This is a genomic window from Leclercia adecarboxylata (genome assembly GCF_035787115.1).
Classification (GTDB): Bacteria; Pseudomonadota; Gammaproteobacteria; order Enterobacterales; family Enterobacteriaceae; genus Enterobacter; species Enterobacter adecarboxylatus_E.
The window spans coordinates 164,936-188,859 of the sequence record NZ_JALKTL010000005.1 but is presented as its reverse complement, the minus strand read 5'-3'; the positions used below and the strand labels follow the sequence as shown (position 1 = coordinate 188,859).

Annotated in this window: 25 protein-coding genes; 10 read left to right on the top strand and 15 right to left on the bottom strand. The window is 54.6% G+C overall.

The window, feature by feature from the left end:
• Position 1 precedes the first annotated feature (1 nt).
• Genes yajC through secF form a run of 3 tightly spaced genes read left to right on the top strand, consistent with a single transcriptional unit; the run spans position 2 to position 3,189 of the window.
• Positions 2-334, top strand: a complete 333-nt coding sequence (gene yajC / locus MXM41_RS16710; protein ID WP_032616800.1) for a preprotein translocase subunit YajC — start codon at positions 2-4, stop codon at positions 332-334.
• A 25-nt stretch (positions 335-359) separates the two neighbouring features.
• Positions 360-2,207, top strand: a complete 1,848-nt coding sequence (secD, locus tag MXM41_RS16705; RefSeq protein ID WP_325933175.1) for a protein translocase subunit SecD — start codon at positions 360-362, stop codon at positions 2,205-2,207.
• A gap of 10 nt (positions 2,208-2,217) precedes the next feature.
• Positions 2,218-3,189, top strand: a complete 972-nt coding sequence (gene secF, locus MXM41_RS16700; RefSeq protein WP_325933174.1) for a protein translocase subunit SecF — start codon at positions 2,218-2,220, stop codon at positions 3,187-3,189.
• A gap of 221 nt (positions 3,190-3,410) precedes the next feature.
• Here secF and MXM41_RS16695 read toward each other — a convergent pair whose 3' ends face one another.
• Positions 3,411-4,295, bottom strand: a complete 885-nt coding sequence (locus tag MXM41_RS16695) for a nucleoside-specific channel-forming protein Tsx (protein ID WP_325933173.1) — start codon at positions 4,293-4,295, stop codon at positions 3,411-3,413.
• Between the two features lie 261 nt (positions 4,296-4,556).
• On the bottom strand, positions 4,557-5,096 hold the full coding sequence (locus MXM41_RS16690; RefSeq protein ID WP_325933172.1) for a DUF3251 domain-containing protein: 540 nt from the start codon (positions 5,094-5,096) through the stop codon (positions 4,557-4,559).
• A gap of 153 nt (positions 5,097-5,249) precedes the next feature.
• Here MXM41_RS16690 and nrdR point away from each other — a divergent pair, with 153 nt between their 5' ends.
• The 5 genes from nrdR (at position 5,250) to thiL (ending at position 8,859) form a co-directional block, all read left to right on the top strand.
• On the top strand, positions 5,250-5,699 hold the full coding sequence (nrdR, locus tag MXM41_RS16685; RefSeq protein WP_103178462.1) for a transcriptional regulator NrdR: 450 nt from the start codon (positions 5,250-5,252) through the stop codon (positions 5,697-5,699).
• A 4-nt stretch (positions 5,700-5,703) separates the two neighbouring features.
• Complete coding sequence (gene ribD / locus MXM41_RS16680; RefSeq protein WP_325933171.1) at positions 5,704-6,807, top strand: bifunctional diaminohydroxyphosphoribosylaminopyrimidine deaminase/5-amino-6-(5-phosphoribosylamino)uracil reductase RibD; 1,104 nt, start codon at positions 5,704-5,706, stop codon at positions 6,805-6,807.
• Between the two features lie 90 nt (positions 6,808-6,897).
• Positions 6,898-7,368 (top strand): 6,7-dimethyl-8-ribityllumazine synthase, encoded by a 471-nt coding sequence (gene ribE / locus MXM41_RS16675; protein ID WP_014882758.1) that lies wholly within the window; start codon positions 6,898-6,900, stop codon positions 7,366-7,368.
• Between the two features lie 21 nt (positions 7,369-7,389).
• The gene (gene nusB, locus MXM41_RS16670; protein WP_032616814.1) at positions 7,390-7,809 is read left to right on the top strand and encodes a transcription antitermination factor NusB; all 420 of its coding nucleotides are present in this window, start codon (positions 7,390-7,392) and stop codon (positions 7,807-7,809) included.
• A 78-nt stretch (positions 7,810-7,887) separates the two neighbouring features.
• A complete protein-coding gene (thiL, locus tag MXM41_RS16665; RefSeq protein ID WP_325933168.1) occupies positions 7,888-8,859 on the top strand; it encodes a thiamine-phosphate kinase in 972 nt (323 codons plus the stop codon).
• A gap of 128 nt (positions 8,860-8,987) precedes the next feature.
• Here the strand turns inward: thiL and MXM41_RS16660 are convergent, their stop codons facing one another.
• The 4 genes from MXM41_RS16660 to xseB all read right to left on the bottom strand — a co-directional run bounded on the left by MXM41_RS16660 (position 8,988) and on the right by xseB (position 13,057).
• A complete protein-coding gene (locus MXM41_RS16660; RefSeq protein WP_325933167.1) occupies positions 8,988-9,962 on the bottom strand; it encodes an aldo/keto reductase in 975 nt (324 codons plus the stop codon).
• 65 nt (positions 9,963-10,027) lie between these two features.
• A complete protein-coding gene (gene dxs, locus MXM41_RS16655; protein WP_325933166.1) occupies positions 10,028-11,890 on the bottom strand; it encodes a 1-deoxy-D-xylulose-5-phosphate synthase in 1,863 nt (620 codons plus the stop codon).
• 24 nt (positions 11,891-11,914) lie between these two features.
• On the bottom strand, positions 11,915-12,814 hold the full coding sequence (ispA, locus tag MXM41_RS16650) for a (2E,6E)-farnesyl diphosphate synthase (RefSeq protein WP_325933165.1): 900 nt from the start codon (positions 12,812-12,814) through the stop codon (positions 11,915-11,917).
• Positions 12,815-13,057: an exodeoxyribonuclease VII small subunit gene (xseB, locus tag MXM41_RS16645; RefSeq protein ID WP_032616819.1), complete on the bottom strand. Its 243-nt coding sequence runs from the start codon at positions 13,055-13,057 to the stop codon at positions 12,815-12,817. It lies immediately after the preceding gene.
• Between the two features lie 193 nt (positions 13,058-13,250).
• Between xseB and thiI the strand changes: the two genes are divergently transcribed.
• The gene (thiI, locus tag MXM41_RS16640; RefSeq protein ID WP_325933164.1) at positions 13,251-14,699 is read left to right on the top strand and encodes a tRNA uracil 4-sulfurtransferase ThiI; all 1,449 of its coding nucleotides are present in this window, start codon (positions 13,251-13,253) and stop codon (positions 14,697-14,699) included.
• Positions 14,700-14,826: 127 nt separating this feature from the next.
• On the opposite strand, the gene yajL is transcribed toward thiI, so the two are convergent.
• Both yajL and panE read right to left on the bottom strand, forming a co-directional pair.
• The gene (gene yajL / locus MXM41_RS16635) at positions 14,827-15,420 is read right to left on the bottom strand and encodes a protein deglycase YajL (protein WP_325933163.1); all 594 of its coding nucleotides are present in this window, start codon (positions 15,418-15,420) and stop codon (positions 14,827-14,829) included.
• On the bottom strand, positions 15,383-16,294 hold the full coding sequence (panE, locus tag MXM41_RS16630) for a 2-dehydropantoate 2-reductase (RefSeq protein WP_325933161.1): 912 nt from the start codon (positions 16,292-16,294) through the stop codon (positions 15,383-15,385). The genes yajL and panE overlap by 38 nt, the downstream gene beginning before the upstream one ends.
• Positions 16,295-16,423: 129 nt before the next feature.
• Here panE and MXM41_RS16625 point away from each other — a divergent pair, with 129 nt between their 5' ends.
• Positions 16,424-16,915, top strand: coding sequence for a YajQ family cyclic di-GMP-binding protein (locus MXM41_RS16625; protein ID WP_103178471.1), 492 nt, complete (start codon positions 16,424-16,426; stop codon positions 16,913-16,915).
• A gap of 29 nt (positions 16,916-16,944) precedes the next feature.
• Here the strand turns inward: MXM41_RS16625 and MXM41_RS16620 are convergent, their stop codons facing one another.
• From MXM41_RS16620 to cyoA, 7 genes are all read right to left on the bottom strand, one after another.
• A complete protein-coding gene (locus MXM41_RS16620; protein WP_325933160.1) occupies positions 16,945-18,306 on the bottom strand; it encodes an MFS transporter in 1,362 nt (453 codons plus the stop codon).
• Positions 18,307-18,487: 181 nt separating this feature from the next.
• Positions 18,488-18,820 carry a hypothetical protein gene (locus tag MXM41_RS16615; RefSeq protein WP_325933159.1) on the bottom strand — a complete coding sequence of 111 codons (333 nt, stop codon included), beginning with the start codon at positions 18,818-18,820 and terminating at the stop codon, positions 18,488-18,490.
• A gap of 275 nt (positions 18,821-19,095) precedes the next feature.
• The gene (gene cyoE, locus MXM41_RS16610) at positions 19,096-19,983 is read right to left on the bottom strand and encodes a heme o synthase (RefSeq protein WP_325933158.1); all 888 of its coding nucleotides are present in this window, start codon (positions 19,981-19,983) and stop codon (positions 19,096-19,098) included.
• 11 nt (positions 19,984-19,994) lie between these two features.
• Entirely contained in the window at positions 19,995-20,321 is a 327-nt protein-coding gene (locus MXM41_RS16605; protein WP_103178475.1) for a cytochrome o ubiquinol oxidase subunit IV, read from the bottom strand.
• Complete coding sequence (locus MXM41_RS16600; RefSeq protein WP_325933157.1) at positions 20,321-20,935, bottom strand: cytochrome o ubiquinol oxidase subunit III; 615 nt, start codon at positions 20,933-20,935, stop codon at positions 20,321-20,323. Before MXM41_RS16600 ends, MXM41_RS16605 begins: the two co-directional genes overlap by 1 nt.
• Entirely contained in the window at positions 20,925-22,916 is a 1,992-nt protein-coding gene (gene cyoB, locus MXM41_RS16595) for a cytochrome o ubiquinol oxidase subunit I (RefSeq protein WP_325933156.1), read from the bottom strand. The genes MXM41_RS16600 and cyoB overlap by 11 nt, the downstream gene beginning before the upstream one ends.
• Before the next feature lie 16 nt (positions 22,917-22,932).
• Entirely contained in the window at positions 22,933-23,880 is a 948-nt protein-coding gene (gene cyoA, locus MXM41_RS16590; RefSeq protein WP_325933155.1) for a cytochrome o ubiquinol oxidase subunit II, read from the bottom strand.
• Between the last annotated feature and the right edge of the window lie 44 nt (positions 23,881-23,924).

Genomic DNA, 23,924 nt, shown 5'->3' with positions numbered 1-23,924 from the left:
AATGAGCTTTTTTATTTCTGATGCGGTAGCGGCAACAGGTGCACCGGCGCAGGGCAGCCCGATGTCTCTGATTCTGATGCTGGTGGTGTTCGGTCTGATCTTCTATTTCATGATCCTGCGTCCACAGCAGAAGCGCACCAAAGAGCACAAAAAGCTGATGGACTCCATCGCGAAAGGCGATGAAGTGCTGACTAACGGTGGTCTGGTAGGTCGTGTAAGCAAAGTCGCTGATAATGGCTACATCGTTATCGCACTGAACGACACCACTGAAGTGGTTATCAAACGTGACTTCGTTGCTGCCGTTCTGCCGAAAGGCACCATGAAGGCGCTGTAATTAACTTTTCCCAAAGGGAACTGCCGTGTTAAACCGTTATCCTTTGTGGAAGTACGTCATGCTGGTCGTCGTTATTGTCGTCGGCCTGCTGTATGCGCTTCCCAACCTGTATGGTGAGGATCCGGCTGTTCAAATCACTGGCGCGCGCGGCGTCGCCGCCAGTGAGCAAACGCTGATCCAGGTCCAGAAAACTTTACAAGAAGAAAAAATTACCGCTAAGTCTGTGGCACTGGAAGAGGGCGCAATTCTTGCTCGCTTCGACTCCACCGACACGCAGCTCCGCGCTCGTGAAGCGCTGATGGGCGTGATGGGTGATAAATATGTCGTGGCGTTGAACCTTGCTCCTGCAACGCCGCGCTGGTTAGCTGCTATCAACGCTGAGCCGATGAAACTCGGCCTCGACCTGCGTGGCGGCGTTCACTTCCTGATGGAAGTGGATATGGAAACCGCACTCGGAAAACTTCAGGAACAAAACATTGATAGCCTGCGCAGCGATCTGCGCGATAAAGGCATCCCTTACACTACCGTGCGTAAGGAAGACAATTACGGGATGAGCATCGCGTTCCGCGACAGCAATGCCCGCGATCAGGCGATGGATTACCTGACCCAGCGTCACCGCGATCTGGTGATCTCTTCACAGGGTAGCAACCAGTTGCGCGCGGTCATGACCGATGAGCGTCTGAAAGAAGCGCGTGAATACGCGGTTCAGCAGAACATCAACATCCTGCGTAACCGTGTAAACCAGCTTGGCGTTGCTGAACCGCTGGTACAGCGTCAGGGCGCAGACCGCATTGTGGTTGAACTGCCGGGTATCCAGGATACTGCACGTGCGAAGGAGATTCTGGGCGCTACCGCGACCCTGGAATTCCGTCTGGTGAACACCAACGTCGATCAGTCCGCTGTCACCTCTGGCCGCGTACCGGGCGACTCTGAAGTGAAACAGACCCGTGAAGGTCAGCCGGTTGTGATGTACAAGCGGGTGATCCTGACCGGTGACCACATCACTGACTCGACCTCCAGCCAGGACGAATACAACCAGCCGCAGGTTAACATCTCGCTTGATAGCGCGGGTGGTAACATCATGTCTAACTTCACCAAGGACAACATCGGTAAACCGATGGCAACCCTGTTCGTGGAGTACAAAGACAGCGGTAAAAAAGATGCCAACGGCCGTTCGGTTCTGGTGAAAGAGGAAGAGGTGATTAACATCGCCAATATCCAGTCTCGCCTGGGCAATAGCTTCCGTATCACCGGTATCAACAACCCGAACGAAGCTCGTCAGCTCTCGCTGTTGCTGCGTGCCGGTGCGCTGATTGCGCCGATTCAGATTGTTGAAGAGCGTACCATCGGTCCAACGCTGGGTATGCAGAACATCACTCAGGGCCTGGAAGCCTGTCTGGCCGGTCTGGCGATCTCCATTATCTTCATGGTCTTCTTCTATAAGAAGTTTGGTCTGATTGCGACCTCTGCGCTGATTGCAAACCTGGTGTTGATTGTCGGCATCATGTCCCTGCTGCCGGGTGCTACGCTGACCATGCCAGGTATTGCGGGTATTGTTCTGACCCTTGCGGTGGCGGTTGATGCCAACGTACTGATTAATGAACGTATCAAAGAAGAGTTGAGCAACGGGCGTTCAGTACAACAGGCTATCGACGAAGGCTATAAGGGCGCGTTCAGCTCCATCTTCGATGCGAACGTAACAACACTGATTAAGGTTCTTATCCTGTATGCAGTGGGTACCGGCGCGATCAAGGGCTTTGCTATCACCACCGGTATCGGTGTGGCAACGTCAATGTTTACCGCTATTGTCGGCACCCGTGCCATCGTGAACCTGCTGTACGGCGGCAAGCGCGTTAAAAAGCTGTCTATCTGAGGAGTGCGTTGTGGCACAGGAATATACTGTTGAACAATTGAACTACGGCCGTAAAGTCTGGGACTTTATGCGCTGGGACTACTGGGCCTTCGGCATATCAGGTTTTCTGCTGATCCTGTCCATCGCCATTATGGGCGTAAAAGGCTTTAACTGGGGGCTCGATTTTACCGGCGGTACGGTCATTGAGATCACCCTGGAAAAACCGGTCGACATGGATCAGATGCGCCAGTCCCTTGAAAAGGCGGGCTTTGAAGAGCCGCTGCTGCAGAACTTCGGCAGCAGCCGCGACATCATGGTGCGCATGCCGCCAGTGAAGGATGCCAACGGCAGCCAGGAACTGGGCAGCAAGGTCGTTCAGGTCATTAACGAATCGACCAGCCAGAACGCGACGGTAAAACGTATTGAGTTTGTTGGCCCAAGCGTGGGTGCGGATCTGGCCCAGACCGGCGCGATGGCGCTGCTGGTGGCGCTGCTCTGTATCCTGGCGTACGTCGGTTTCCGCTTCGAGTGGCGTCTGGCAGCCGGGGTAGTTATCGCGCTGGCGCACGACGTGGTGATCACCATGGGGGTGCTGTCGCTCTTCCACATTGAGATCGACCTGACTATCGTGGCGTCCCTGATGTCCGTTATCGGTTACTCGCTGAACGACAGTATCGTGGTATCGGACCGTATCCGTGAAAACTTCCGTAAGATCCGTCGCGGTACGCCGTACGAAATCTTTAACGTGTCGTTGACCCAGACGCTGCACCGTACCTTGATCACTTCAGGGACCACCCTGATGGTGATCCTGATGTTGTATCTCTTTGGTGGCCCGATTCTGGAAGGCTTCTCGCTGACCATGCTGATCGGTGTTTCCATTGGTACGGCCTCATCCATCTACGTCGCGTCCGCGCTGGCGTTGAAACTGGGCATGAAGCGCGAGCACCTGCTCCAGCAGAAAGTGGAAAAAGAGGGGGCGGATCAGCCGTCCATTCTGCCGTAACATAACGTTTGTTCCGTCAGCAAAATCCCGGTCTTATGGCCGGGATTTTTTTTGCCTGCTCCTGGCTGTCGCGAGGGCGTTTTGCGTAATGTGGAGCAATAAAAAAGCCAGCTTTTACGCTGGCTTTTTTGCCCGGCGGCGCTGCGCTGCGCGGGTCTACGGGTTTTGTCGTGCTATAGGCCGGGTAAGGCGTAGCCGCTAGCCGGTAAAAACCGCATCGATTAGAAGTTGTAACCTACCACCAGGTAACCACCCCAGCCGGTAGAACGAACGCTGAAGTCACCGTCGCCGAAGTTCAGGCTTGCGTCGTCGTTCCACTGACCACCGTTGTGCCAGTAACGGGCAACAACAGAGTAGTGCCAGTGATCGTAGTTCAGCGCCAGGATGTGGCTGGAGGCGATAGAGTCGTTGGTGCGCGCTTTCTTGCCGTTCAGGTCACGGAAATCGTTATCGCCCAGATCTGAACCCCAGTCAAAGTTGGTGAAGCCGATATAGCTCAGGTTGCCGCCCCACAGCTGGGTGATTGGCACAAAGTATTTCACTTTGAAACGGTAGCCATCCCACTCGTTTTCGTTCGCTGCGCCGTAGTTCTGCCACTGGTATTTGGCATAGACGTTCATGGACAGGCTCATCGGCAGGCCAGTATCGATGTCAGTACCCAGACCCATGTACCAGGTGCTCTGACGACCGGACTTGTTGCGACCCATATCGTAAATGTAGTTGTTCGCGACGTACCACTCTTTGAACGGGCCAAATGCCAGGCTGGTACCGGTCAGCTTATCGATAGAGAAACGCGGTTCGATTTCCATAAACAGGGGAGAACCGTGGTTCCAGATACCTTTCGCGTCAGTGTTACCCCCGAAGAAGACAGGCGCATCCATATAGCCATAGAAATCAAACCAGTCTTTCTTGGCAAACGCTTCGTATTCCAGGTAAGTATCGTTGCGGATCTGCGGTCCAAAACGGGTGTGGTAACTGCCGACGACGTTAACGCTCTGGTGCCACCAGTCGGAAACATATTCCGGCTTGGTATCTTCTGCTGCCTGCACAGAGAAAGTCGAAGAAAGAGCCAGGGCTGCACCGGCTGCGAGTAATGTTTTTTTCATAATGATGCCACTGATTTGAAATCCCTTACGGGAGTGAAAAAGGCGCGAATTGCGTTTCTAAATATTTCGTATTTCCGGGAGCCTATTATAGGAATCCTTGCTCACAAAAATATGTGTTGTTTCACATATCTCTCATGCACGTAATCGATTGCGTTCACGTTTGCGTATTTTTGACGAAGCGGATTCTAATGGCAAACATTTTTGTTGCCAATGTTTACACTTCATAAGAGAGCGGAACGCGAAACACGTTCCGCGGGGGAATTATTGCGCGACGGGCTGAATATCGTGAATGCGGATAAAGCCGAGCTGCTCGGGCGTCATACCGTTTAGCTGTAGGGGGATGTCGACGTCGCTGGGTGCCAGCACGCTGGCCGGGGCATTAATGAGCTGGGTCTGTACGTTCAGCTCCTGGAAGCTGTCGGTCGTGCCCTGGATTTGGCCCCATTCCACGGTGGCGCTAAATGCCGGCAGCGGGTCGTTGGATTCTCCCTGAATGCGCAGCGTGGCACGGGTACCATCCGCATTTGGCGCCACATTGACCAGCGACATGCGCAGCGTGCCAATCTGGCTGTTCAGGCGGGCAGGAGTATTCGATCCCGGCAGCAAATACACGCCGCTGGTTGATTTCGCGTTCAGCGCATTCTGTTGGGTGATTTTGACGGTTTCCTGGTTGAGCTTGTTCATGGTCGTATTCAGTGAACTGATGCTCTGGTTCATCTGACGCACTTCGCTTTGCTGCGCGCAGGCGCTCAGGCTAAAGAGGCTTCCCACCAGCAGGATCCTCAGGTAACGTCTTGTCATGGCAGTTATTTCCCTGAAATATCGGATTCTGCTAAGGGTAGTCAACGAAGCAGGCGTTCGTATAGATCCTTTATCTCAAAAACGCTCTTTCTTTGTTGTGAGGCCAGTTCGGGGTAAAATAGAGTTCAGTCAACCCGATAGTCAGGACACCGTATGCATTGCCCATTCTGTCTCGCCGTGGATACCAAAGTAATCGACTCCCGACTCGTGGGAGAGGGCTCGTCCGTGCGCCGCCGTCGGCAGTGCCTGGTGTGTAACGAACGTTTCACGACCTTTGAAGTGGCGGAACTGGTGATGCCGCGCGTGGTGAAAAGTAACGACATCCGCGAACCATTCAATGAAGAAAAGCTGCGCAGCGGGATGCTCAAGGCACTGGAAAAACGGCCAGTGAGCGCAGATGACGTTGAAATGGCGCTTAACCACATCAAAACCCAGCTGCGCGCCACCGGGGAGCGCGAAGTGCCGAGTAAAATGATCGGCAACCTGGTGATGGAGCAGCTCAAAAAGCTCGATAAAGTTGCCTATATCCGCTTTGCCTCTGTATACCGCAGTTTCGAAGATATCAAAGAGTTCGGCGAAGAGATCGCCCGCCTACAGGATTAAGCGCATGCAGGATGAGATTTACATGGCGCGAGCGCTGAAGCTGGCGCAACGCGGTCGTTTTACTACCCATCCCAACCCCAACGTCGGCTGCGTCATTGTTAAAGATGGCGAGATCGTCGGAGAAGGTTTTCACTATCGTGCCGGCGAGCCGCATGCCGAAGTACACGCCCTGAGCATGGCCGGGGAGAAGGCGCGTGGCGCAACCGCCTACGTTACGCTTGAGCCCTGCAGCCACCATGGCCGCACTCCGCCCTGCTGCGATGCCCTTATCGCTGCGGGTGTTTCAAGGGTCGTGGCGGCGATGCAGGATCCTAACCCTCAGGTTGCCGGGCGTGGTCTGTACCGCCTGCAGCAGGCGGGTATTGAAGTCAGCCACGGGCTGATGATGAGTGAAGCCGAGCGCCTTAACAAAGGCTTCCTTAAACGGATGCGTACCGGTTTTCCTTATGTGCAGCTGAAACTTGGCGCATCGCTGGATGGTCGCACGGCCATGGCCAGCGGTGAAAGCCAGTGGATCACCTCCGCACAGGCAAGGCGCGATGTGCAACGTCTGCGTGCGCAAAGCCATGCTATTCTCACCAGTCATGCCACCGTGCTGGCCGACGATCCTGCCCTTACCGTGCGCTGGGATGAGCTGAACGCCGAGACTCAGGCGCTTTATCCCGAGGAAAATTTACGCCAGCCGCTGCGGATTGTGGTCGACCGACAGAACCTGGTCACCCCTGAGCACCGCCTCGTGCAACAGCCAGGCGAGACATGGTTTGCCCGCACACAGGAAGATGACCGCAGCTGGCCGGAAGCTGTGCGCAGCATTCTGGTGCCAGAGCACAATGGGCATCTTGATTTAGTGGTGCTGATGATGCTGCTGGGCAAACAGCAGATCAACAGCATCTGGGTTGAAGCGGGTCCGACGCTTGCCGGTGCGCTGTTGCAGGCCGGGCTGGTCGATGAGCTGATTGTCTACCTGGCGCCTAAACTGTTAGGCAGCGACGCACGCGGCTTATGCGCACTGCCAGGGCTGGAAAAACTGGCAGATGCACCGGCATTTAGCTTCAGCGAGATACGTCCGGTTGGGCCGGATGTGTGCCTTCACCTGACCACCGCGTAAGGCTTGCCTAAATAGGGAAGCAGTGCGCAAAATATTATGATAAAATCCGCCCCCCTGCGGGGCCACCAAATGAACCCGTTAAGGAAGAGTATGAACATTATTGAAGCAGCCGTTGCTACCCCGGACGCTCGCGTCGCCATCACCATTGCGCGTTTCAACAACTTCATCAACGATAGCCTGCTGGAGGGTGCGATCGACGCCCTGAAACGTATCGGCCAGGTGAAAGACGAAAATATTACCGTTGTCTGGGTTCCGGGTGCTTACGAACTGCCACTGGCAGCAGGCGCACTGGCGAAAACCGGCAAATATGATGCGGTAATCGCGCTGGGTACGGTGATTCGTGGCGGTACCGCGCACTTTGAATATGTTGCGGGTGGTGCAAGCAACGGTCTGGCGCACGTGGCGCAGGATGCAGAAATTCCTGTCGCTTTCGGCGTACTCACCACTGAAAGTATTGAACAAGCCATCGAACGTGCTGGCACCAAAGCCGGTAACAAAGGTGCAGAAGCTGCACTGACCGCGCTTGAAATGATCAACGTATTGAAAGCCATCAAGGCCTGATTTTTTTGTAAGGGGAATTCCGTGAAACCTGCTGCTCGTCGCCGCGCCCGTGAATGTGCCGTTCAGGCACTTTACTCCTGGCAGTTGTCCCAGAACGACATCGCTGATGTTGAATACCAGTTCCTGGCGGAACAAGACGTCAAAGACGTTGACGTCGTGTACTTCCGTGAACTGCTGTCGGGAGTGGCGACTAATAGCGCGTATCTCGATGGCCTGATGAAGCCGTACCTGTCCCGTCTGCTCGAAGAGCTGGGCCAGGTTGAAAAAGCGGTGCTGCGTATCGCACTGTTTGAGCTCTCTAAACGTGACGATGTGCCGTACAAAGTGGCCATCAACGAAGCGATCGAACTGGCGAAAACCTTCGGCGCTGAAGACAGCCACAAATTTGTGAATGGCGTACTGGATAAAGCTGCACCTGCGATCCGTCCCCGTAAAAAGTGATCCGTAAGCCGGAGTTTCGTACTGCCTCATGGCGGTGCGGGCTCCGGTTTTTTTATTTTCTTTGCTGAGGCATAACGTATGGCATGCGGCGAATTTTCCCTGATTGCCCGTTATTTTGACCGAGTCAGAAGCTCGCGTCGCGATGTGGAAACCGGCATCGGCGACGACTGTGCACTTCTTAATATCCCCGATAAACAGACGCTGGCGATCAGTACCGACACCCTGGTGTGTGGTAACCATTTTCTGCCGGATATCGATCCTGCCGATCTGGCGTTTAAAGCGCTGGCGGTGAACCTGAGCGATCTGGCGGCGATGGGGGCAGATCCGGCGTGGTTAACCCTGGCGCTGACCCTGCCGAAGGTCGATGAAAGCTGGCTTGAAACCTTCAGCGACGCGCTGTTTGAACAGCTTAATTATTACGATATGCAGCTGATCGGCGGCGATACCACCGCCGGGCCACTGTCGATGACGCTGGCGATCCACGGCTATGTGCCAACAGGCCGCGCGCTGAAACGCTCTGGTGCGAAGCCGGGTGACTGGATCTACGTCAGCGGCACGCCGGGTGACAGCGCGGCAGGGCTGGCTATTTTGCAGAAGCGCCTGGTGGTGGAAAATGCCGATGATGCGGCGTATTTCCTGCAACGTCATCTGCGCCCGACGCCACGTATTCTGCAGGGGCAAGCGCTGCGCGATCGCGCCAGTGCCGCCATCGATCTGTCGGATGGCCTGATCTCCGATCTTGGGCATATCCTCAAGGCCAGCGGCGTGGGTGCACGAATCGATCTGAACGAATTCCCGCTCTCAGAAGCGATGCGCAGGCATGTGGAGCCAGAGCAGGCTTTACGCTGGGCGCTCTCCGGCGGCGAAGATTATGAACTGTGCTTTACCGTTCCCGAGCTCAATCGCGGAACCCTGGATGTGGCGTTAGCCAATCTGGGGGCACGGTACACCTGCATCGGACAGATCATGCCGGAAAGCGAAGGGCTGCAGTTTGTACAGAACGGCGAGCCGGTAACGCTCGACTGGAAAGGGTACGATCACTTCGCATAAAAGCAAAACGGCAACCTCAGTTGCCGTTTTTAGTGTTTGCGCCCTTTCCCCGTGGAAGAGGAGCGGGGTGAGGGCATCAGGCCTCACGCTTTGTAGGCCGGGTAAGGCGAAGCCGCCGCCCGGCTTTTTTATTTGAACCCAACAACCGGATGCTGTTTGTACGGCGTCTCCAGCTCGGCAATCTGCTCCGGCGTCAGGGTGATATCCACGGCGTTTATTAGCTCGTCCAGCTGCTCTTCGCGCGAGGCACCGATAATGGGGGCGGCCACACCCCGTTTGCTCAGTACCCACGCCAGTGCCACCTGGGCGCGCGTCACTCCCAGATCTTCGGCAACCCCCGTTAAACGCTCGGCGATTTGCGCGTTATTGGCTTCGGTTTCGTCATACAGCGTTTTGCCAAACTCGTCCGACACCGAACGGGCGGTAGTTTCACCCCACGGACGGGTTAAACGCCCGCGCGCCAGCGGGCTCCAGGGGATCACCGCCACGCCGTGCTGGTAGCACAGAGGCAGCATCTCGCGCTCTTCTTCACGGTAAATAAGGTTGTAGTGATCCTGCATGGTGACAAACGGCGCCCAGCCGTGTTGTTCCTGTAATGCCAGCGCTTCGGCAAACTGTGCGGCATGCATCGACGAAGCGCCGATGTAGCGCGCTTTCCCCGCTTTAACCACGTCATTCAGCGCTTCCAGCGTCTCTTCAATGGGCGTGTTGTAGTCCCAGCGGTGGATTTGCAGCAGATCGACATAATCCATATTCAGGCGTTGCAGGCTGTCATCAATGGAGCGGAGGATCTGCCCCCGGGAAAGGCCTTCCGGCAGATTGCCTGTTTGATGGTACACCTTGGTGGCGACCACCACCTCGTCACGCCGGGCAAAGTCGCGCAGCGCCCGGCCAACAATCTCTTCGCTGCTGCCGTCGGAATAGCTGTTGGCGGTATCGAAGAAATTAATGCCGCCCTCAAGGGCGTGTTTGATGATGGGACGACTGCTCTCTTCCGGTAACGTCCAGGCGTGCTTGCCCCGGTCCGGCTCGCCAAAGGTCATACAGCCCAGGCAAAGACGGGAAACCTTAAGATCTGTTTTTCCTAATGTATTGTATTGCATGGTTCCACTCCTGCTGATTACTTAAAACGTACCGTTAAGCATAGCAGGAGCGGAAAGGGGAGGGATTATGCCAGCCAGGCGTTGATGCGTGCTTCGATGCCAGCAGCATCCAGACCGATTTCAGCGCGCGCTTCGTCCTGAGTACCTTGTGGGATAAAGTGATCCGGCAGGCCGAGATTCAGGACAGGCACAACGTTGCGCTTCGCCATCAGTACTTCATTGACGCCACTGCCTGCGCCACCCATGATCGCGTTCTCTTCCAGGGTGACCAGCGCCTCGTGTTGCGCAGCCATCTCAAGAATCAGCGCCTCATCGAGCGGCTTCACAAAGCGCATGTCTACCAGCGTTGCGTTGAGGGATTCTGCCACTTTGGCCGCTTCCGGCATCAGGGTACCAAAGTTGAGGATCGCCAGCTTTTCGCCGCGGCGTTTGACCACGCCTTTGCCAATCGGCATTTTTTCCAGCGGCTCCAGGGTTACGCCCACGGCATTACCGCGAGGGTAACGCACGGCGGAGGGCCCCTCCTGGTAGTGATAACCGGTGAACAGCATCTGGCGGCACTCGTTTTCGTCGCTCGGTGTCATCACCACCATGTCCGGAATACAGCGCAGATAGGAGAGGTCGAAAGCCCCCTGATGCGTCTGCCCGTCAGCACCGACAATACCTGCACGGTCAATGGCGAACAGAACCGGTAATTTCTGGATCGCGACGTCGTGGATCACCTGGTCATAGGCACGTTGCAGGAAGGTGGAGTAGATCGCCACTACCGGCTTGTAGCCGCCAATTGCCAGACCTGCGGCAAAGGTCACCGCGTGCTGCTCGGCGATGGCGACATCAAAATACTGGGTCGGGTATTTTCTGGAAAATTCGACCATGCCGGAGCCTTCGCGCATCGCCGGGGTCACGGCCATCAGCTTGCTGTCTTTGGCGGCGGTTTCACACAGCCAGTCACCGAAGATTTTTGAGTAGCTCGGCATCCCGCCGCTGCTTTTTGGCAGGCAGCCGCTGGTTGGGTCGAATTTCGGCACCGCGTGGAAGGTGATTGGATCTTTTTCTGCCGGTTCGTAACCCCGGCCTTTTTTGGTCATGATGTGCAGGAATTGCGGACCCTTCAGGTCGCGCATGTTCTTCAGCGTGCTGACCAGGCCCAGAACGTCATGACCATCTACCGGGCCAATGTAGTTAAAGCCCAGCTCTTCAAACAGCGTGCCGGGAACCACCATGCCTTTGATATGCTCTTCGGTGCGACGCAGCAGCTCTTTGATTGGCGGCACGCCTGATAAGACTTTTTTGCCCCCTTCACGCAGGGTGGAGTACAGCTTGCCGGAGAGCAAATTGGCCAGATGGTTGTTCAGCGCGCCGACGTTTTCGGAGATCGACATCTCGTTGTCATTAAGAACCACCAGCATATCCGGTTTGATATCGCCCGCGTGGTTCATCGCCTCAAAGGCCATTCCGGCGGTGATTGCGCCATCGCCAATCACACAGACGGTGCGGCGTTGTTTGCCCTCTTTGGCGGCCGCGACGGCTACCCCGATCCCGGCAGAGATAGAGGTGGAAGAGTGACCGACGCTCAGCACGTCATACTCGCTTTCACCACGCCAGGGGAACGGATGCAGGCCATCTTTCTGGCGAATGGTGCCAATTTTATCTCGACGGCCGGTAAGAATTTTGTGTGGATAAGCCTGATGACCCACGTCCCAGATCAGCTGATCGAACGGGGTGTTGTAGACATAATGCAGCGCCACGGTGAGTTCCACCGTGCCAAGTCCGGAGGCGAAATGACCGCTGGAGCGGCTTACGCTGTCGAGAAGATAGCGACGCAGCTCGTCGCACAGCTTCGGCAGGCTCTCTTTCGGCAACAGACGTAACTCCTGGGTGGAGTCAACCAACGCCAGTGTCGGGTATTTGGCAATATCAAAACTCATCAGAGACTCATCGTGGTGTTTTCGTTATTTATCACGCTGGATTATATAGTCCGCTAGCGCTTCCAGTGCCGAGGTGTCCAGTGACTGCGCGGCCAGTTGTTCAAGCGACTGGCGGGCATCGTCAATCAGGTCCCGGGCTTTTTGTCGGGCTTGCTCAAGGCCCAGAAGGGCGGGATAGGTACTTTTGCCAAGCTGCTGATCGGCACCCTGACGTTTACCCAATGTTGCAGTATCGCCCACGACATCCAGAATGTCATCCTGAACCTGGAAGGCTAAACCGATACTTTCGGCATAGCGATCCAGAACTGGCAGGGCTTCGCGTCCTCGCTCACCCGCGCTCAGCGCGCCCAGACGAACGGCTGCACGAATCAGGGCCCCGGTCTTGTGGCGGTGAATTCGCTCCAGCTGTTCCAGATTAACCTGATGACCTTCCGCCTCCAGATCCAGCGCCTGACCACCGCACATGCCGGCAACCCCGCTGGCCATTGCCAGCTCGGAGACCATCGCAACACGGTCGCGATCCGCCACTTCAACCATCGGCGCATCGCTCAGGATAGAGAATGCCAGCGTTTGCAGGGCATCGCCTGCCAGAATAGCGTTCGCTTCGCCAAACTTAATATGGCAGGTCGGCTGACCACGGCGCAGGTCGTCATCGTCCATGGCAGGCAGATCGTCATGGATCAGCGAGTAGGCATGGATACACTCGACCGCGGCAGCTGGCGCATCCAGCGTATCCGCGCTGATACCAAACATCCTGCCGGTGGCATACACCAGAAAAGGACGCAGGCGTTTACCGCCTAACAGTGCGCCATAATGCATGGCCTCAACCAGTGGAGTGTTCTGAAAAGGCTGCGGTTCTATAAAACGGCGCAGTGCGTCGTTGGCACGCTCGACGCACGCCTGAAGCTGATTCGAAAAATCCATCTACTCGGCATCCGGTGTGAAGGGGGTCGTGGCAGCGTCTTCGTTATCGGAGAGCAGGATCTGCACGCGCTGTTCCGCCTGTTGCAGCTTAACCTGGCCCTGGCGCGCCAGCTGCACGCCGCGTTCGAATTCATTAAGCGCCTCTTCTAACGGCAGGTCGCCGCTTTCCAGACGGGTAACGATTTGCTCCAGTTCACTCAGCGCAGTTTCGAAACTGGCAGGTGCATCGTTTTTCTTCGGCATAGTGAATGTCTGACTCTCAGTTTTTTATCCCTGATATGGTATCGGACTCAGGGTAATTATCAAATAACGCGCAATGTGCACAGGAGGCGCATGATGGTGGTATACTTGCGCGCCTGGATGCAGCCTTCGGTATAGGGGCCGCTGTACTTTTTCCATTACAAGCTTTAATGCTTGCCAAAGAAACATTGCCGCCATGAAGTTTATCATTAAATTGTTCCCGGAAATCACCATCAAAAGCCAATCTGTGCGTTTGCGCTTTATTAAAATTTTAACCGGGAACATTCGTAACGTTCTGAAGCACTACGACGAGAACCTTGCCGTCGTGCGTCACTGGGATCACGTTGAAGTCCGCGCTAAAGATGAAAACAAGCGTCAGGATATTCGTGATGCGTTAACCCGAATCCCTGGGATCCACCATATTCTGGAAGTGGAAGATGTGCCTTTCACTTCCCTTCACGACATTTTCGAGCAGGTGCTGACGCAGTATCGCGATCGGATCGAGGGGAAAACCTTCTGCGTGCGCGCCAAGCGTCGCGGCAAGCATGAGTTTAGCTCCATTGAAGTGGAACGCTACGTGGGCGGTGGTCTGAATCAGCACGTTGAGTCCGCGCGCGTGCGCCTGACCAACCCGGAAGTGACCGTTAACCTGGAGATCGAAAACGACCGTCTGCTGCTGGTTAAAGGTCGCTACGAAGGGATCGGCGGTTTCCCGATAGGTACTCAGGAAGATGTGCTGTCGCTTATCTCCGGCGGCTTCGACTCCGGTGTCTCCAGCTATATGCTGATGCGTCGCGGCTGCCGCGTACACTACTGCTTCTTTAACCTCGGCGGCGCCGCCCATGAAATTGGCGTGCGTCAGGTTGCACACTACCTCTGGAACCGCTTTGGTAGCTCCCACCGCGTGCGTTTTGTCGCCATTAACTTTGAACCCGTGGTCGGCGAAATTCTCGAAAAAGTGGACGACGGCCAGATGGGCGTGGTGCTGAAGCGCATGATGGTGCGTGCGGCCTCAAAAGTTGCTGAACGTTATGGCGTGCAGGCGCTGGTTACCGGCGAAGCGCTGGGCCAGGTCTCCAGCCAGACCCTGACCAACCTGCGTCTCATCGACAATGTGTCTGATACGCTGATCCTGCGTCCGCTTATCTCTCACGATAAAGAGCACATCATCGATCTGGCGCGTGAAATCGGTACCGAAGATTTTGCCCGCACCATGCCGGAATATTGCGGTGTGATCTCAAAGAGTCCGACGGTTAAAGCCGTGAAGGCGAAGATCGAAGCGGAAGAAGAGAACTTCGATTTCACTATTCTGGATAAAGTGGTCGCGGAAGCCTCTAACATCGATATTCGCGAAATTGCGCAGCAGACCGGGCAGGAGGTTGTGGAAGTTGAAACCGTCAACGGTTTCGGTCCTGACGACGTGCTGCTGGATATCCGTTCTGTGGATGAGCAGGATGCGAAGCCGTTTGAGCCGGAGGGGGTGGAAGTGGCCTCGCTGCCGTTCTACAAGCTGAGCACCAAATTTGGCGATCTCGACAAGAACAAAACCTATCTGCTGTGGTGTGAGCGCGGGGTGATGAGCCGTCTGCAGGCGCTCTATCTGCTTGAACAGGGCTTTACCAACGTGAAGGTATATCGCCCGTAGTTATAAGGTCGCGTGAGTGCGCGCTGCTACCCTCACCCCGGCCCTCTCCCACGGAAGAGGGCGTAAACATTAAAAACGGCAACCCTGGGTTGCCGTTTTGCTTTTACTTTCCGCCGCCGGGCAATTTCTACGCTTCGTAATAATTATAAATTCCCGCCGCCATCACCAGAGATGACGCGACTTCATAAGCTTTCTCACGCCCGACCAGCAGCTCAATAATCCTCAACGCAAAATCAATCGATGTACCTGGCCCCTGGCTGGTTAACAGGTTGACGCGAGGGTCCCAGACCATACGCTTGTCCACCCACTGCTCTTCAGGGATGCGGTCTTTTAGCGTCGGGAAGCCGGTCATATTCCCGATCGGGAAAAGATTATGCGGCACCAGCACCGTGGCCGCCGCCGCGCAAATGGCTGCCACAATTCGCCCGGAAAGATGAAACTGTCTTACCGTCTCGACCAGAAGAGGGCTGTCGCGGAAACACTCCGCACCCTTCAGGCCACCCGGCAGGACAATGACGTCGTAATCGCCATCGGCGACTTCGACCAGTGGCGCATCAGCCACGATCTTCACCCCGCGCGAGCAGGTGATGATCAGGTTGCCGTCGCTGGCAACGCTTGCCGTCGTGACGCTAATTCCGGCGCGTACCAGCAGATCGATGGTGGTGACCGCTTCGGTCTCTTCGCTACCAGGGGCGAGGCATACCAGTGCCGACGCGCTCATATTCACTCTCCTTACGTTTAACCTGTTCATAAAGACGGACATTTTCCGGCACGCTGATACCGTGCGCCCGGGCGCGTTTTAGCAGGTAGCCAGTGATGTAGTCAATTTCGGTATGGCGCAGGGCACGGATATCCTGCAGCATCGAGGAGATATTCAGCGCGGTGCTCTCAATGACCTCTTCGACGTAATAGCGAATATCCTCTTCAGAGGTGTGAATGCCTTCCCGCTCCACCACGGCAGCCACTTCGGCGCACAGTGTTGTTACCGTTTGTGGATGATTTTTTAGCTCGCCATTCGGACAATCCAGCAGGGCGGTGAGCGGGTTAATCACGCAGTTTACCGCCAGCTTGCGCCACATCTGTGGGCGAATGTTATCGTGCCAGGCGACATCCGGCAGCACCTGCTGGAAGCGATCCGCCAGATAACTGTAGTCGCCCTCCTGGGCTCTGGCAGGGCCGATATGGGTCATGCCGCTGGCGACATGGACAATGACATTGCCATCCCGGCGGGCAGCGTGAGTGGTGATCGCCATCAACAGGGGCTGGTGAATCTGTTTGAGCTCTTCAATGGTACCCATGCCGTTGTGCAGCAATACAATTGGTGAGGTGCGGGGTAGGGTGGTTGCCAGCGCCCGGACGGCATCGGACACCTGCCAGGCTTTCAGGGTGACCAGCAGCAGATCGCTTTGCGACAGAAAATCAGGATCGTTAGCGATAAGCGATTCGTTAAAGATACTCCCGTCTTCTTCAATCAGGTTTACACTGCAATAGGGTTGCGGCACGCGCAGCCAGCCCTGTACTTCATGCCCATGTTTGCAAAGTGCGGTAAGCCAAAGTTGTCCCAGTGCCCCGCATCCGAGCACGGTAATTTTCATCGTTCCTCCTCACCTGCAACTGCGCCAGGTGTTACAGCATTTAGTATAGCGTCGACAACTAAGCTTCTGTTGAGTTATGCCCCGTAGCGGGTATTATGCAACGCAACAAAAGTGAAGGGAGAAGAAAAGATGCCATCTTTCGATATTGTTTCCGAAGTTGATATTCAGGAAGTACGTAACGGCGTAGATAACGCCAGCCGCGAGGTTGAGTCTCGCTTTGATTTTCGTGGCGTTGAGGCTTCATTTGAGCTGAACGACGCAAATAAGACTATTAAGGTGCTGAGCGAGTCTGATTTCCAGGTCAATCAGCTGCTGGATATCCTGCGCGCCAAGCTGCTGAAACGCGGCATTGAAGGCACGTCCCTTGACGTGCCGGAAGACTTTGTCCACAGCGGTAAGACCTGGTTTGTTGAAGCCAAACTGAAGCAGGGCATTGAGAGCGCGGTTCAGAAGAAGATCGTGAAGCTCATTAAAGACAGCAAGCTGAAGGTTCAGGCGCAGATTCAGGGCGAGGAGATTCGTGTGACCGGGAAATCCCGTGACGATTTACAGAGCGTCATGGCGCTGGTGCGCGGCGGCGATCTTGGCCAGCCGTTCCAGTTCAAGAACTTCCGCGACTAAGAAAATGCCCGGCTTTGCCGGGCATTTTTTCAGGCTCTCAGCGCCTGCTCAACCTCGAAGCGGTTTGTTATTTTACTGTCAATTTTGACATATACACTGCGCTCTTCGGGCACCAGTAATACCTCACTGATGCCTTCTTTCGCTTCAAGCCGCTGTTTTAAGCCATTGCTAATGTCCACATCACGCGGAATTTCTACCCGCAGACTGCTGACGTACCTGGGTTCTTTCATGGTGCTGGCCACCAGCAGCCAGAGCGTCGCCAGTAACGCACCCGCCAGGAAAACGGTTTGTGAATCAAACAGACCATCAACCCAGCCACCCAGCGACCCGCCGATGGCCACGCCGATAAACTGGCTGGTGGAGTAGATCCCCATCGCCGTCCCTTTGTAGCCTGCCGGTGACTCTTTACTGATCAGCGACGGCAGCAGGGCTTCCATCAGATTGAAGGCGAGGAAAAACAGCTGTACACCTGCAACCAGCTCCCAGAAGTGCGGGCCCGAGCCCCACAATACGATTTCCGCAATCAACAGCAGGGCGACGCAGGCGATAAAGACGCGCTTCATGCGACGCTTCACTTCGGCATAGATAATAAACGGCACTACGGAGACAAACGAGATCAGCATGGTCGCCAGGTAAATTTTCCAGTGCTCGGCCGCAGGAAAACCGGCTGCGGCAAGCTGGCCGGGCAGGGCGACGAAGGTGGACATCAGCAGGATATGCAGACACATGATGCCAAAGTTGAGCTTCAGCAGACGCGGCTCAACCAGCACTTTGCTGAAGCAACCCTTTACCATGCCCGACTCGCGGTTCAGCACATGATTTTTGCTGTCCGGCACCACCCATATTGTCAGGGCGATACCGACAGTAGCCAGTACGGCGATCATCCAGAACAGCGCGTTTAATCCCAGCGCATGTGTGATAACTGGACCAAGAACCATTGCGATGGCAAAGGTTACGCCGAAGCTGACGCCAATAAAAGCCATCGCTTTAGTACGGTTCTGCTCGCGGGTCAGATCGGAGAGCAGTGCCATCACGGCGGCGGCAATAGCGCCGGAACCCTGCAATGCGCGTCCCAAAATAATGCCCCAGATGGAGTGGGAGAGGGCGGCGATCACGCTACCGAGGACGAACACCAGCAGGCCACCGACGATCAACGGCTTGCGGCCGACGCGATCGGATAGCAGGCCAAAGGGGATCTGGAAGACCGCCTGCGCCAGGCCGTAAATACCGATAGCGATGCCAATTAAGGCTTCGCTTGCCCCCTGCAATGCCATGCCGTACGTGGTCAGAACGGGCAAGACCATAAACATGCCGAGCATACGCAGTGAAAAAACCGTCCCCAGACCCCAGGTAGCGCGTAACTCCCCCGGCGTCATTTTATAATCGTTCATTACCACCTCTGTCTAAAAAGCGCGTTCAGTGTAGTGCGAGCGGGCGCCGGGGTAAACAGAACGATGGTGAATAAATATTAATTGCATGAATGTTTTGTGCGATTAAATCGGAGAAAATAGCGAGGGGATCGGGGGAATATATGGGTAGGATAAATACCCTACCCATAATGTAAGGCCTGTTTTACGCGTTAGCCTTGTTCAGGAATGTGTTCCAGTCGCTGGCGGCGTTATTAACAAAGTTTGACCAGCTATTTCCCGCTGTTTCAACAAAACCATTCCAGTTATTTGAACCTGTGGTAACAAAGGTCTGCCAGTTTGACCCGCCAAGTACGAAAGAGCCGAAAGCTAACGCGTTTTCTACTACCATCTCAGCGAAGGCTAAGCCTGATTTCACAACGAAGTTTCCAAAGCCCTGACCGGAGTTAGTGACGAAGTTCAGGAAACCTGTACCGGCGCCAAACAGACTGAAACCGCCAGAGACGTAATTAATTTCCGCTGGAGTAAGTTCTTTCATTTTTTATTTCCTTATTAAATGAATAATCAATATGAGCGCTGTGCTCACTGCGCAAGACTAACACTTTAAAATAAGGATTGAACGGTTTGGTTGTAATTCTCTGCTTTATATGCTGTTTTTTGCCACAAGCAATAAATTATATTAATTGCAAAATGAGTAATAATTAAATATTTATATAGGAAAGGGCAAAGAAGAGTGGCGGTGATAAAAAAACTATCCGAAATAAAAATCCCGCTACCTGGAAGGGAGCGGGATTTTGTACAACAGCGTCGTGCTTACCAGACGTAGGTCAGCAGATTTTGTGAATCTGGCACCATGAAATCGACGGACATCATCACCGAGAGGGAGGTGATAGCGACAATCGAGAACACAAACAGTTTGCGCGCCCAGACTTTGTCGTCTTCCACTTTATAACCTCGCAGTGCCATACCGAGCCACCAGACGCTTACCGCCGCAGCAACCACCAGGTATTTATACCCGGCGTAACCGCCCAGAGAGAGCATCAGCGTAGCAACAGCAAAAGCAATAATGTAGAGCGTGATATGGTTCTTGGCAACGGAAATGCCTTTCACTACCGGCAGAACCGGAATGTTCGCTGCCTGATAATCCTTGAAGCGGAAAATCGCAATGGCATAGGAGTGCGGCATCTGCCACAGGCTAAAGATAGCCAGCAGGATAAGCGCACCGCTGTCGAACTCGTTGGTGACCGCGCAGTAGCCAATCACCGGCGGCGCAGCGCCGGAGAGTGAACCAATCAGCGTACCGTAGACGGAGTGACGTTTCATATACAGACTATAGACGCCCACATAGACCACGAAACCCATCACCCCCAGCCAGCAGGCCAGAGGGTTGGCGCCGAACCACAGCAGCATAAAGCCAGCAATACCCAGCAAGGTGGCGTACACCAGCGAGACGGCAGGGGACATCAGGCCTTTTACCAGCACCCGATTTTTCGTCCTTTCCATCTTCCTGTCGATATCCATGTCGATGTAGTTGTTAAATACACAACCGGACGCAACAACCAGTGACACTCCAATCAGCGTGTAGATAAAGAGGGTGTAATCGATGCTGCCCTTAGAAGCCAGCAGGAACCCTCCGATCACCGAGATCAGGTTGCCAAAGATGATGCCTGGTTTTGTTACTTGCAGGTATTGCTTAAACATACTCGCCGCTCTTAGTGAACCATCATGTTGTAGTTGAGGTTCCACATAATCCAGATGGATCCGACTACCAGGATTGCGATGATAATCACGGTAAAGATAAATGCTGTCATATTCCAGCCTTCATCAGACTTGGTGTTCATGTGCAGGAAGCAAACCAGATGCACCAGAATCTGCACTACCGCGGTAACCAGGATGGTGCCCAGGATTGCCGCGTGAGAAGCCGTACCGCTCATCACCATCCAGAACGGAATGACCGTCAGGATGATCGACAGGATAAAACCTGTCATGTAGGTTTTTACGCTGCCGTGGGAAGCGCCATGATCGTTAGAATGACTCATTACATCGCCCCCATCAGATACACTACAGAGAACACACAGATCCAGACCACATCCAGGAAGTGCCAGAACAGGCTCAGGCACATAATACGGGTGCGGTTAGTGCTGGTCAGGCCGCGACGGGAAATCTGGAACATCAGTACTGCCATCCAGATAAGACCAGAGGTCACGTGCAGGCCGTGAGTCCCTACCAGCGCGAAGAACGCGGACAGGAAGCCACTGCGATCCGGGCCGTAGCCTTCCATAATCAGGTGATGGAATTCATAGATTTCCATCCCGATAAATCCAGCGCCAAACAACCAGGTCAACGCCAGCCAGGAGACTACCTGGCTCTTGTTGTTTTTGTACATGGCGATAGCCGCCATGCCGTAGGTGATGGAGCTGAATAACAGCAGGGCGGTTTCAACCAGAACGAACGGCAGTTCAAAAATGTCCTTGCCGGTCGGGCCGCCCGCTGTGCCGTTCACCAGAACGGCATAGGTCGCGAACAGACAGCAGAACAGAATGCAGTCGCTCATCAGGTAGATCCAGAAGCCGAAAACTTTCGTCGGCCCTGTATCGTGGTGCGCGTGGTCATGCGCATGGGCAGTTGAGTGCGTCAAAGTATCAGTTGCCATTTTTCAGCCCCGCTTTAGAAATCTCATCGAAATGCTGGTTTTCCAGTTTTTCGACTTCACGGACTGGTACGTAGTAGTCCACGTCCTCGTCAAAGCTCTTCACAATCCAGCTAATTACGATGCCGGCGAAGCCAACAATCGCAAGCCACCAGATGTGCCAGATCATTGCGAAACCAAATACCGTTGCGAAGGCGGCGATAACAATGCCCGCACCGCTGTTTTTCGGCATGTGGATCTCTTCGTAATGCGTAGGCTGTTTGTACGCTTCGCCTTTTTCTTTCATTTCCCAGAATGCGTCACGCTCATGAATGTGCGGCACAACGGCAAAGTTATAGAACGGCGGTGGAGAAGAGGTTGCCCACTCCAGCGTACGGCCACCCCACGGGTCACCGGTCAGGTCGCGGTTCAGGTTACGGTCACGGATAGAGACGTAGTACTGAATCAGCTGACATGCAATACCGCAAGCGATCAGCGCCGCGCCGCCCGCTGCAATCAGCAGCATTGGGTGGAACTGCGGATCGATCTGCTGGCTCAGACGACGGGTCATACCCATGAAGCCCAGCACGTACAGCGGCATAAACGCAACGAAGAAGCCGATGATCCAGAACCAGAACGCGCGTTTACCCCAGGTTTCGTTCAGCGTGAAGCCGAACGCTTTTGGCCACCAGTAGGTTACGCCAGCGAAGCAGCCGAAGACGACGCCGCCGATGATAACGTTGTGGAAGTGCGCAATCAGGAACAGGCTGTTGTGCAGAACAAAGTCAGCACCTGGAACAGCCAGCAGTACGCCGGTCATCCCGCCTACGGAGAAGGTCACGATGAAGCCGATAGTCCACAGCATTGCTGAGTGGAACACGATACGGCCCTGGTACATGGTGAACAGCCAGTTGAAGATCTTAACCCCGGTTGGGATTGCGATAATCATGGTGGTGATACCGAAGAAGGCGTTTACGTTCGCGCCCGCACCCATGGTGAAGAAGTGGTGCAGCCAAACGATGAACGACAGAACGGTAATACACACGGTTGCCCACACCAGCGAGGTGTAACCAAACAGACGTTTACGCGAGAAGGTCGCTGCGATTTCGGAGAACACGCCGAACACCGGCAGAACCAGGATGTACACTTCCGGGTGGCCCCAGGCCCAAATCAGGTTGATGTACATCATCATGTTGCCACCCATATCGTTGGTAAAGAAATGGGTGCCCAGATAACGATCCAGGGTCAGCAGCGCGATGGTGACGGTCAGAATTGGGAACGACGCGATAATCAGGACGTTGGCGCACAGAGATGCCCAGGTAAATACTGGCATCTTGAACATCGTCATACCTGGCGCACGCATCTTCAGGATGGTCACGAAGAAGTTAATACCGGTCAGGGTAGTACCGACACCGGAGAGCTGCAGCGCCCAAATCCAGTAATCAACACCTACGCCAGGACTGTATTCAATTCCCGATAGCGGCGGATAGGCCAGCCAACCGGTCTGCGCGAATTCACCGACGCCCAGAGAGAGGTTAACCAGGATCACACCAACAACCGTGAACCAGAAGCTCAGGTTGTTCAGGAACGGGTATGCAACGTCACGCGCGCCGATTTGCAGCGGCACGACCACGTTCATCAGACCGATAACCAGCGGCATCGCCACGAAGAAGATCATGATAACGCCGTGAGCGGTAAAGATCTGATCGTAGTGGTGCGGCGGCAGGAAGCCTGCTTCACCAGCTGAGGCAAGCGCCTGCTGGCTACGCATCATAATCGCATCCGCAAAGCCACGAATTAACATGACGATACCGACGATGCAGTACATGATGCCGAGTTTTTTGTGGTCGACCGAGGTCAGCCACTCATTCCACAGGTAGCTCCACTTACCAAAGTAAGTGATCAGGCCAACTAAGGCCGCGCCACCAATGATAATTGCAGCAATCGTGACCATGATAATGGGTTCATGGTACGGCACTGCATCCAGTGTCAATTTTCCGAACATTTTCTTCCTCGGCCCCTTAGTGAGCGGTTTCCGCGTGGCTCATGTCCATGCCTTCCATACCTTCATGCGCGCTATGCTCGCCTTCAGGCTGGGTCACGTCCATGCTCATGCCATGTCCCATAAATTTGCCAATGACATCTTTGAACAAATTCGGTTTCACGTTAGAGAAGTACTCCACTTTGTTGTATTCGCTAGGCGTTGCCACTTTGTTGAACGCAGCCATGTCAGACATGGTGTTCGGAGACTGTTTCGCTTTAGCAACCCACTGGTCGAAAGCGGCACGGTCAGGCGTGGCAATGGCTTTGAACTTCATACCAGAGAAGCCCGGGCCACTGTAGCTGGCGGAGATACCGTCATAGGTGCCTGCTTCATTGGCGATCAGGTGCAGGTTAGTCTGCATACCGGCCATCGCGTAAATCTGGCTGCCCAGACGCGGAATAAAGAAGGAGTTCATCACGGAGTTAGAGGTCACTTTGAACTCTACCGGAGTGTTCGCCGGGAAGGCGATTTCATTCACGGTAGCAATGCCCTGTTCCGGGTAGATGAAGAACCATTTCCAGTCCATGGAGACCACTTCGATGGTGATAGGTTTCTCATCGTGAACCAGCGGTTTGCTAGGCTCAAGCGAGTGAGTGGTTTTCCATGTCAGTACGGCAAGGAACAGGATGATCAGGATAGGAACCGTCCAGACCACAGCTTCCACTTTATTGGAGTGTGACCAGTTAGGGCTATACTTCGCATCTTTATTGCTCGCACGATACTTCCACGCAAAACCAATAGCCATCAAAATGGCAGGAATAACGACGATCATCATCAGGCCGAAAGCCGTCAGAATCAGGGAACGTTGCTCCAGTCCAATCTGTCCTTTGGGGTCCAGAAGCGCAGAATCACAGCCACTGAGTAATACAGTGCCTGCAATTAACGACAACCAGCCCAAACCTTTATTGTATTTCCTAAGTGTCATTTAACGACCTCAATTCCACGGGGACCTTGGTGGCGTTTAAAGTG

Coding starts and splice junctions, on each gene's coding strand:
- yajC (WP_032616800.1), top strand. CDS start 2: ATGAGCTTTTTTATTTCTGATGCGGTAGCGGCAACAGGTGCACCGGCG.
- MXM41_RS16695 (WP_325933173.1), bottom strand. CDS start 4,295: ATGAAAAAAACATTACTCGCAGCCGGTGCAGCCCTGGCTCTTTCTTCG.
- MXM41_RS16690 (WP_325933172.1), bottom strand. CDS start 5,096: ATGACAAGACGTTACCTGAGGATCCTGCTGGTGGGAAGCCTCTTTAGC.
- nrdR (WP_103178462.1), top strand. CDS start 5,250: ATGCATTGCCCATTCTGTCTCGCCGTGGATACCAAAGTAATCGACTCC.
- ribD (WP_325933171.1), top strand. CDS start 5,704: ATGCAGGATGAGATTTACATGGCGCGAGCGCTGAAGCTGGCGCAACGC.
- ribE (WP_014882758.1), top strand. CDS start 6,898: ATGAACATTATTGAAGCAGCCGTTGCTACCCCGGACGCTCGCGTCGCC.
- thiL (WP_325933168.1), top strand. CDS start 7,888: ATGGCATGCGGCGAATTTTCCCTGATTGCCCGTTATTTTGACCGAGTC.
- MXM41_RS16660 (WP_325933167.1), bottom strand. CDS start 9,962: ATGCAATACAATACATTAGGAAAAACAGATCTTAAGGTTTCCCGTCTT.
- dxs (WP_325933166.1), bottom strand. CDS start 11,890: ATGAGTTTTGATATTGCCAAATACCCGACACTGGCGTTGGTTGACTCC.
- ispA (WP_325933165.1), bottom strand. CDS start 12,814: ATGGATTTTTCGAATCAGCTTCAGGCGTGCGTCGAGCGTGCCAACGAC.
- xseB (WP_032616819.1), bottom strand. CDS start 13,057: ATGCCGAAGAAAAACGATGCACCTGCCAGTTTCGAAACTGCGCTGAGT.
- thiI (WP_325933164.1), top strand. CDS start 13,251: ATGAAGTTTATCATTAAATTGTTCCCGGAAATCACCATCAAAAGCCAA.
- yajL (WP_325933163.1), bottom strand. CDS start 15,420: ATGAGCGCGTCGGCACTGGTATGCCTCGCCCCTGGTAGCGAAGAGACC.
- panE (WP_325933161.1), bottom strand. CDS start 16,294: ATGAAAATTACCGTGCTCGGATGCGGGGCACTGGGACAACTTTGGCTT.
- MXM41_RS16625 (WP_103178471.1), top strand. CDS start 16,424: ATGCCATCTTTCGATATTGTTTCCGAAGTTGATATTCAGGAAGTACGT.
- MXM41_RS16620 (WP_325933160.1), bottom strand. CDS start 18,306: ATGAACGATTATAAAATGACGCCGGGGGAGTTACGCGCTACCTGGGGT.
- MXM41_RS16615 (WP_325933159.1), bottom strand. CDS start 18,820: ATGAAAGAACTTACTCCAGCGGAAATTAATTACGTCTCTGGCGGTTTC.
- cyoE (WP_325933158.1), bottom strand. CDS start 19,983: ATGTTTAAGCAATACCTGCAAGTAACAAAACCAGGCATCATCTTTGGC.
- MXM41_RS16605 (WP_103178475.1), bottom strand. CDS start 20,321: ATGAGTCATTCTAACGATCATGGCGCTTCCCACGGCAGCGTAAAAACC.
- MXM41_RS16600 (WP_325933157.1), bottom strand. CDS start 20,935: ATGGCAACTGATACTTTGACGCACTCAACTGCCCATGCGCATGACCAC.
- cyoB (WP_325933156.1), bottom strand. CDS start 22,916: ATGTTCGGAAAATTGACACTGGATGCAGTGCCGTACCATGAACCCATT.
- cyoA (WP_325933155.1), bottom strand. CDS start 23,880: ATGACACTTAGGAAATACAATAAAGGTTTGGGCTGGTTGTCGTTAATT.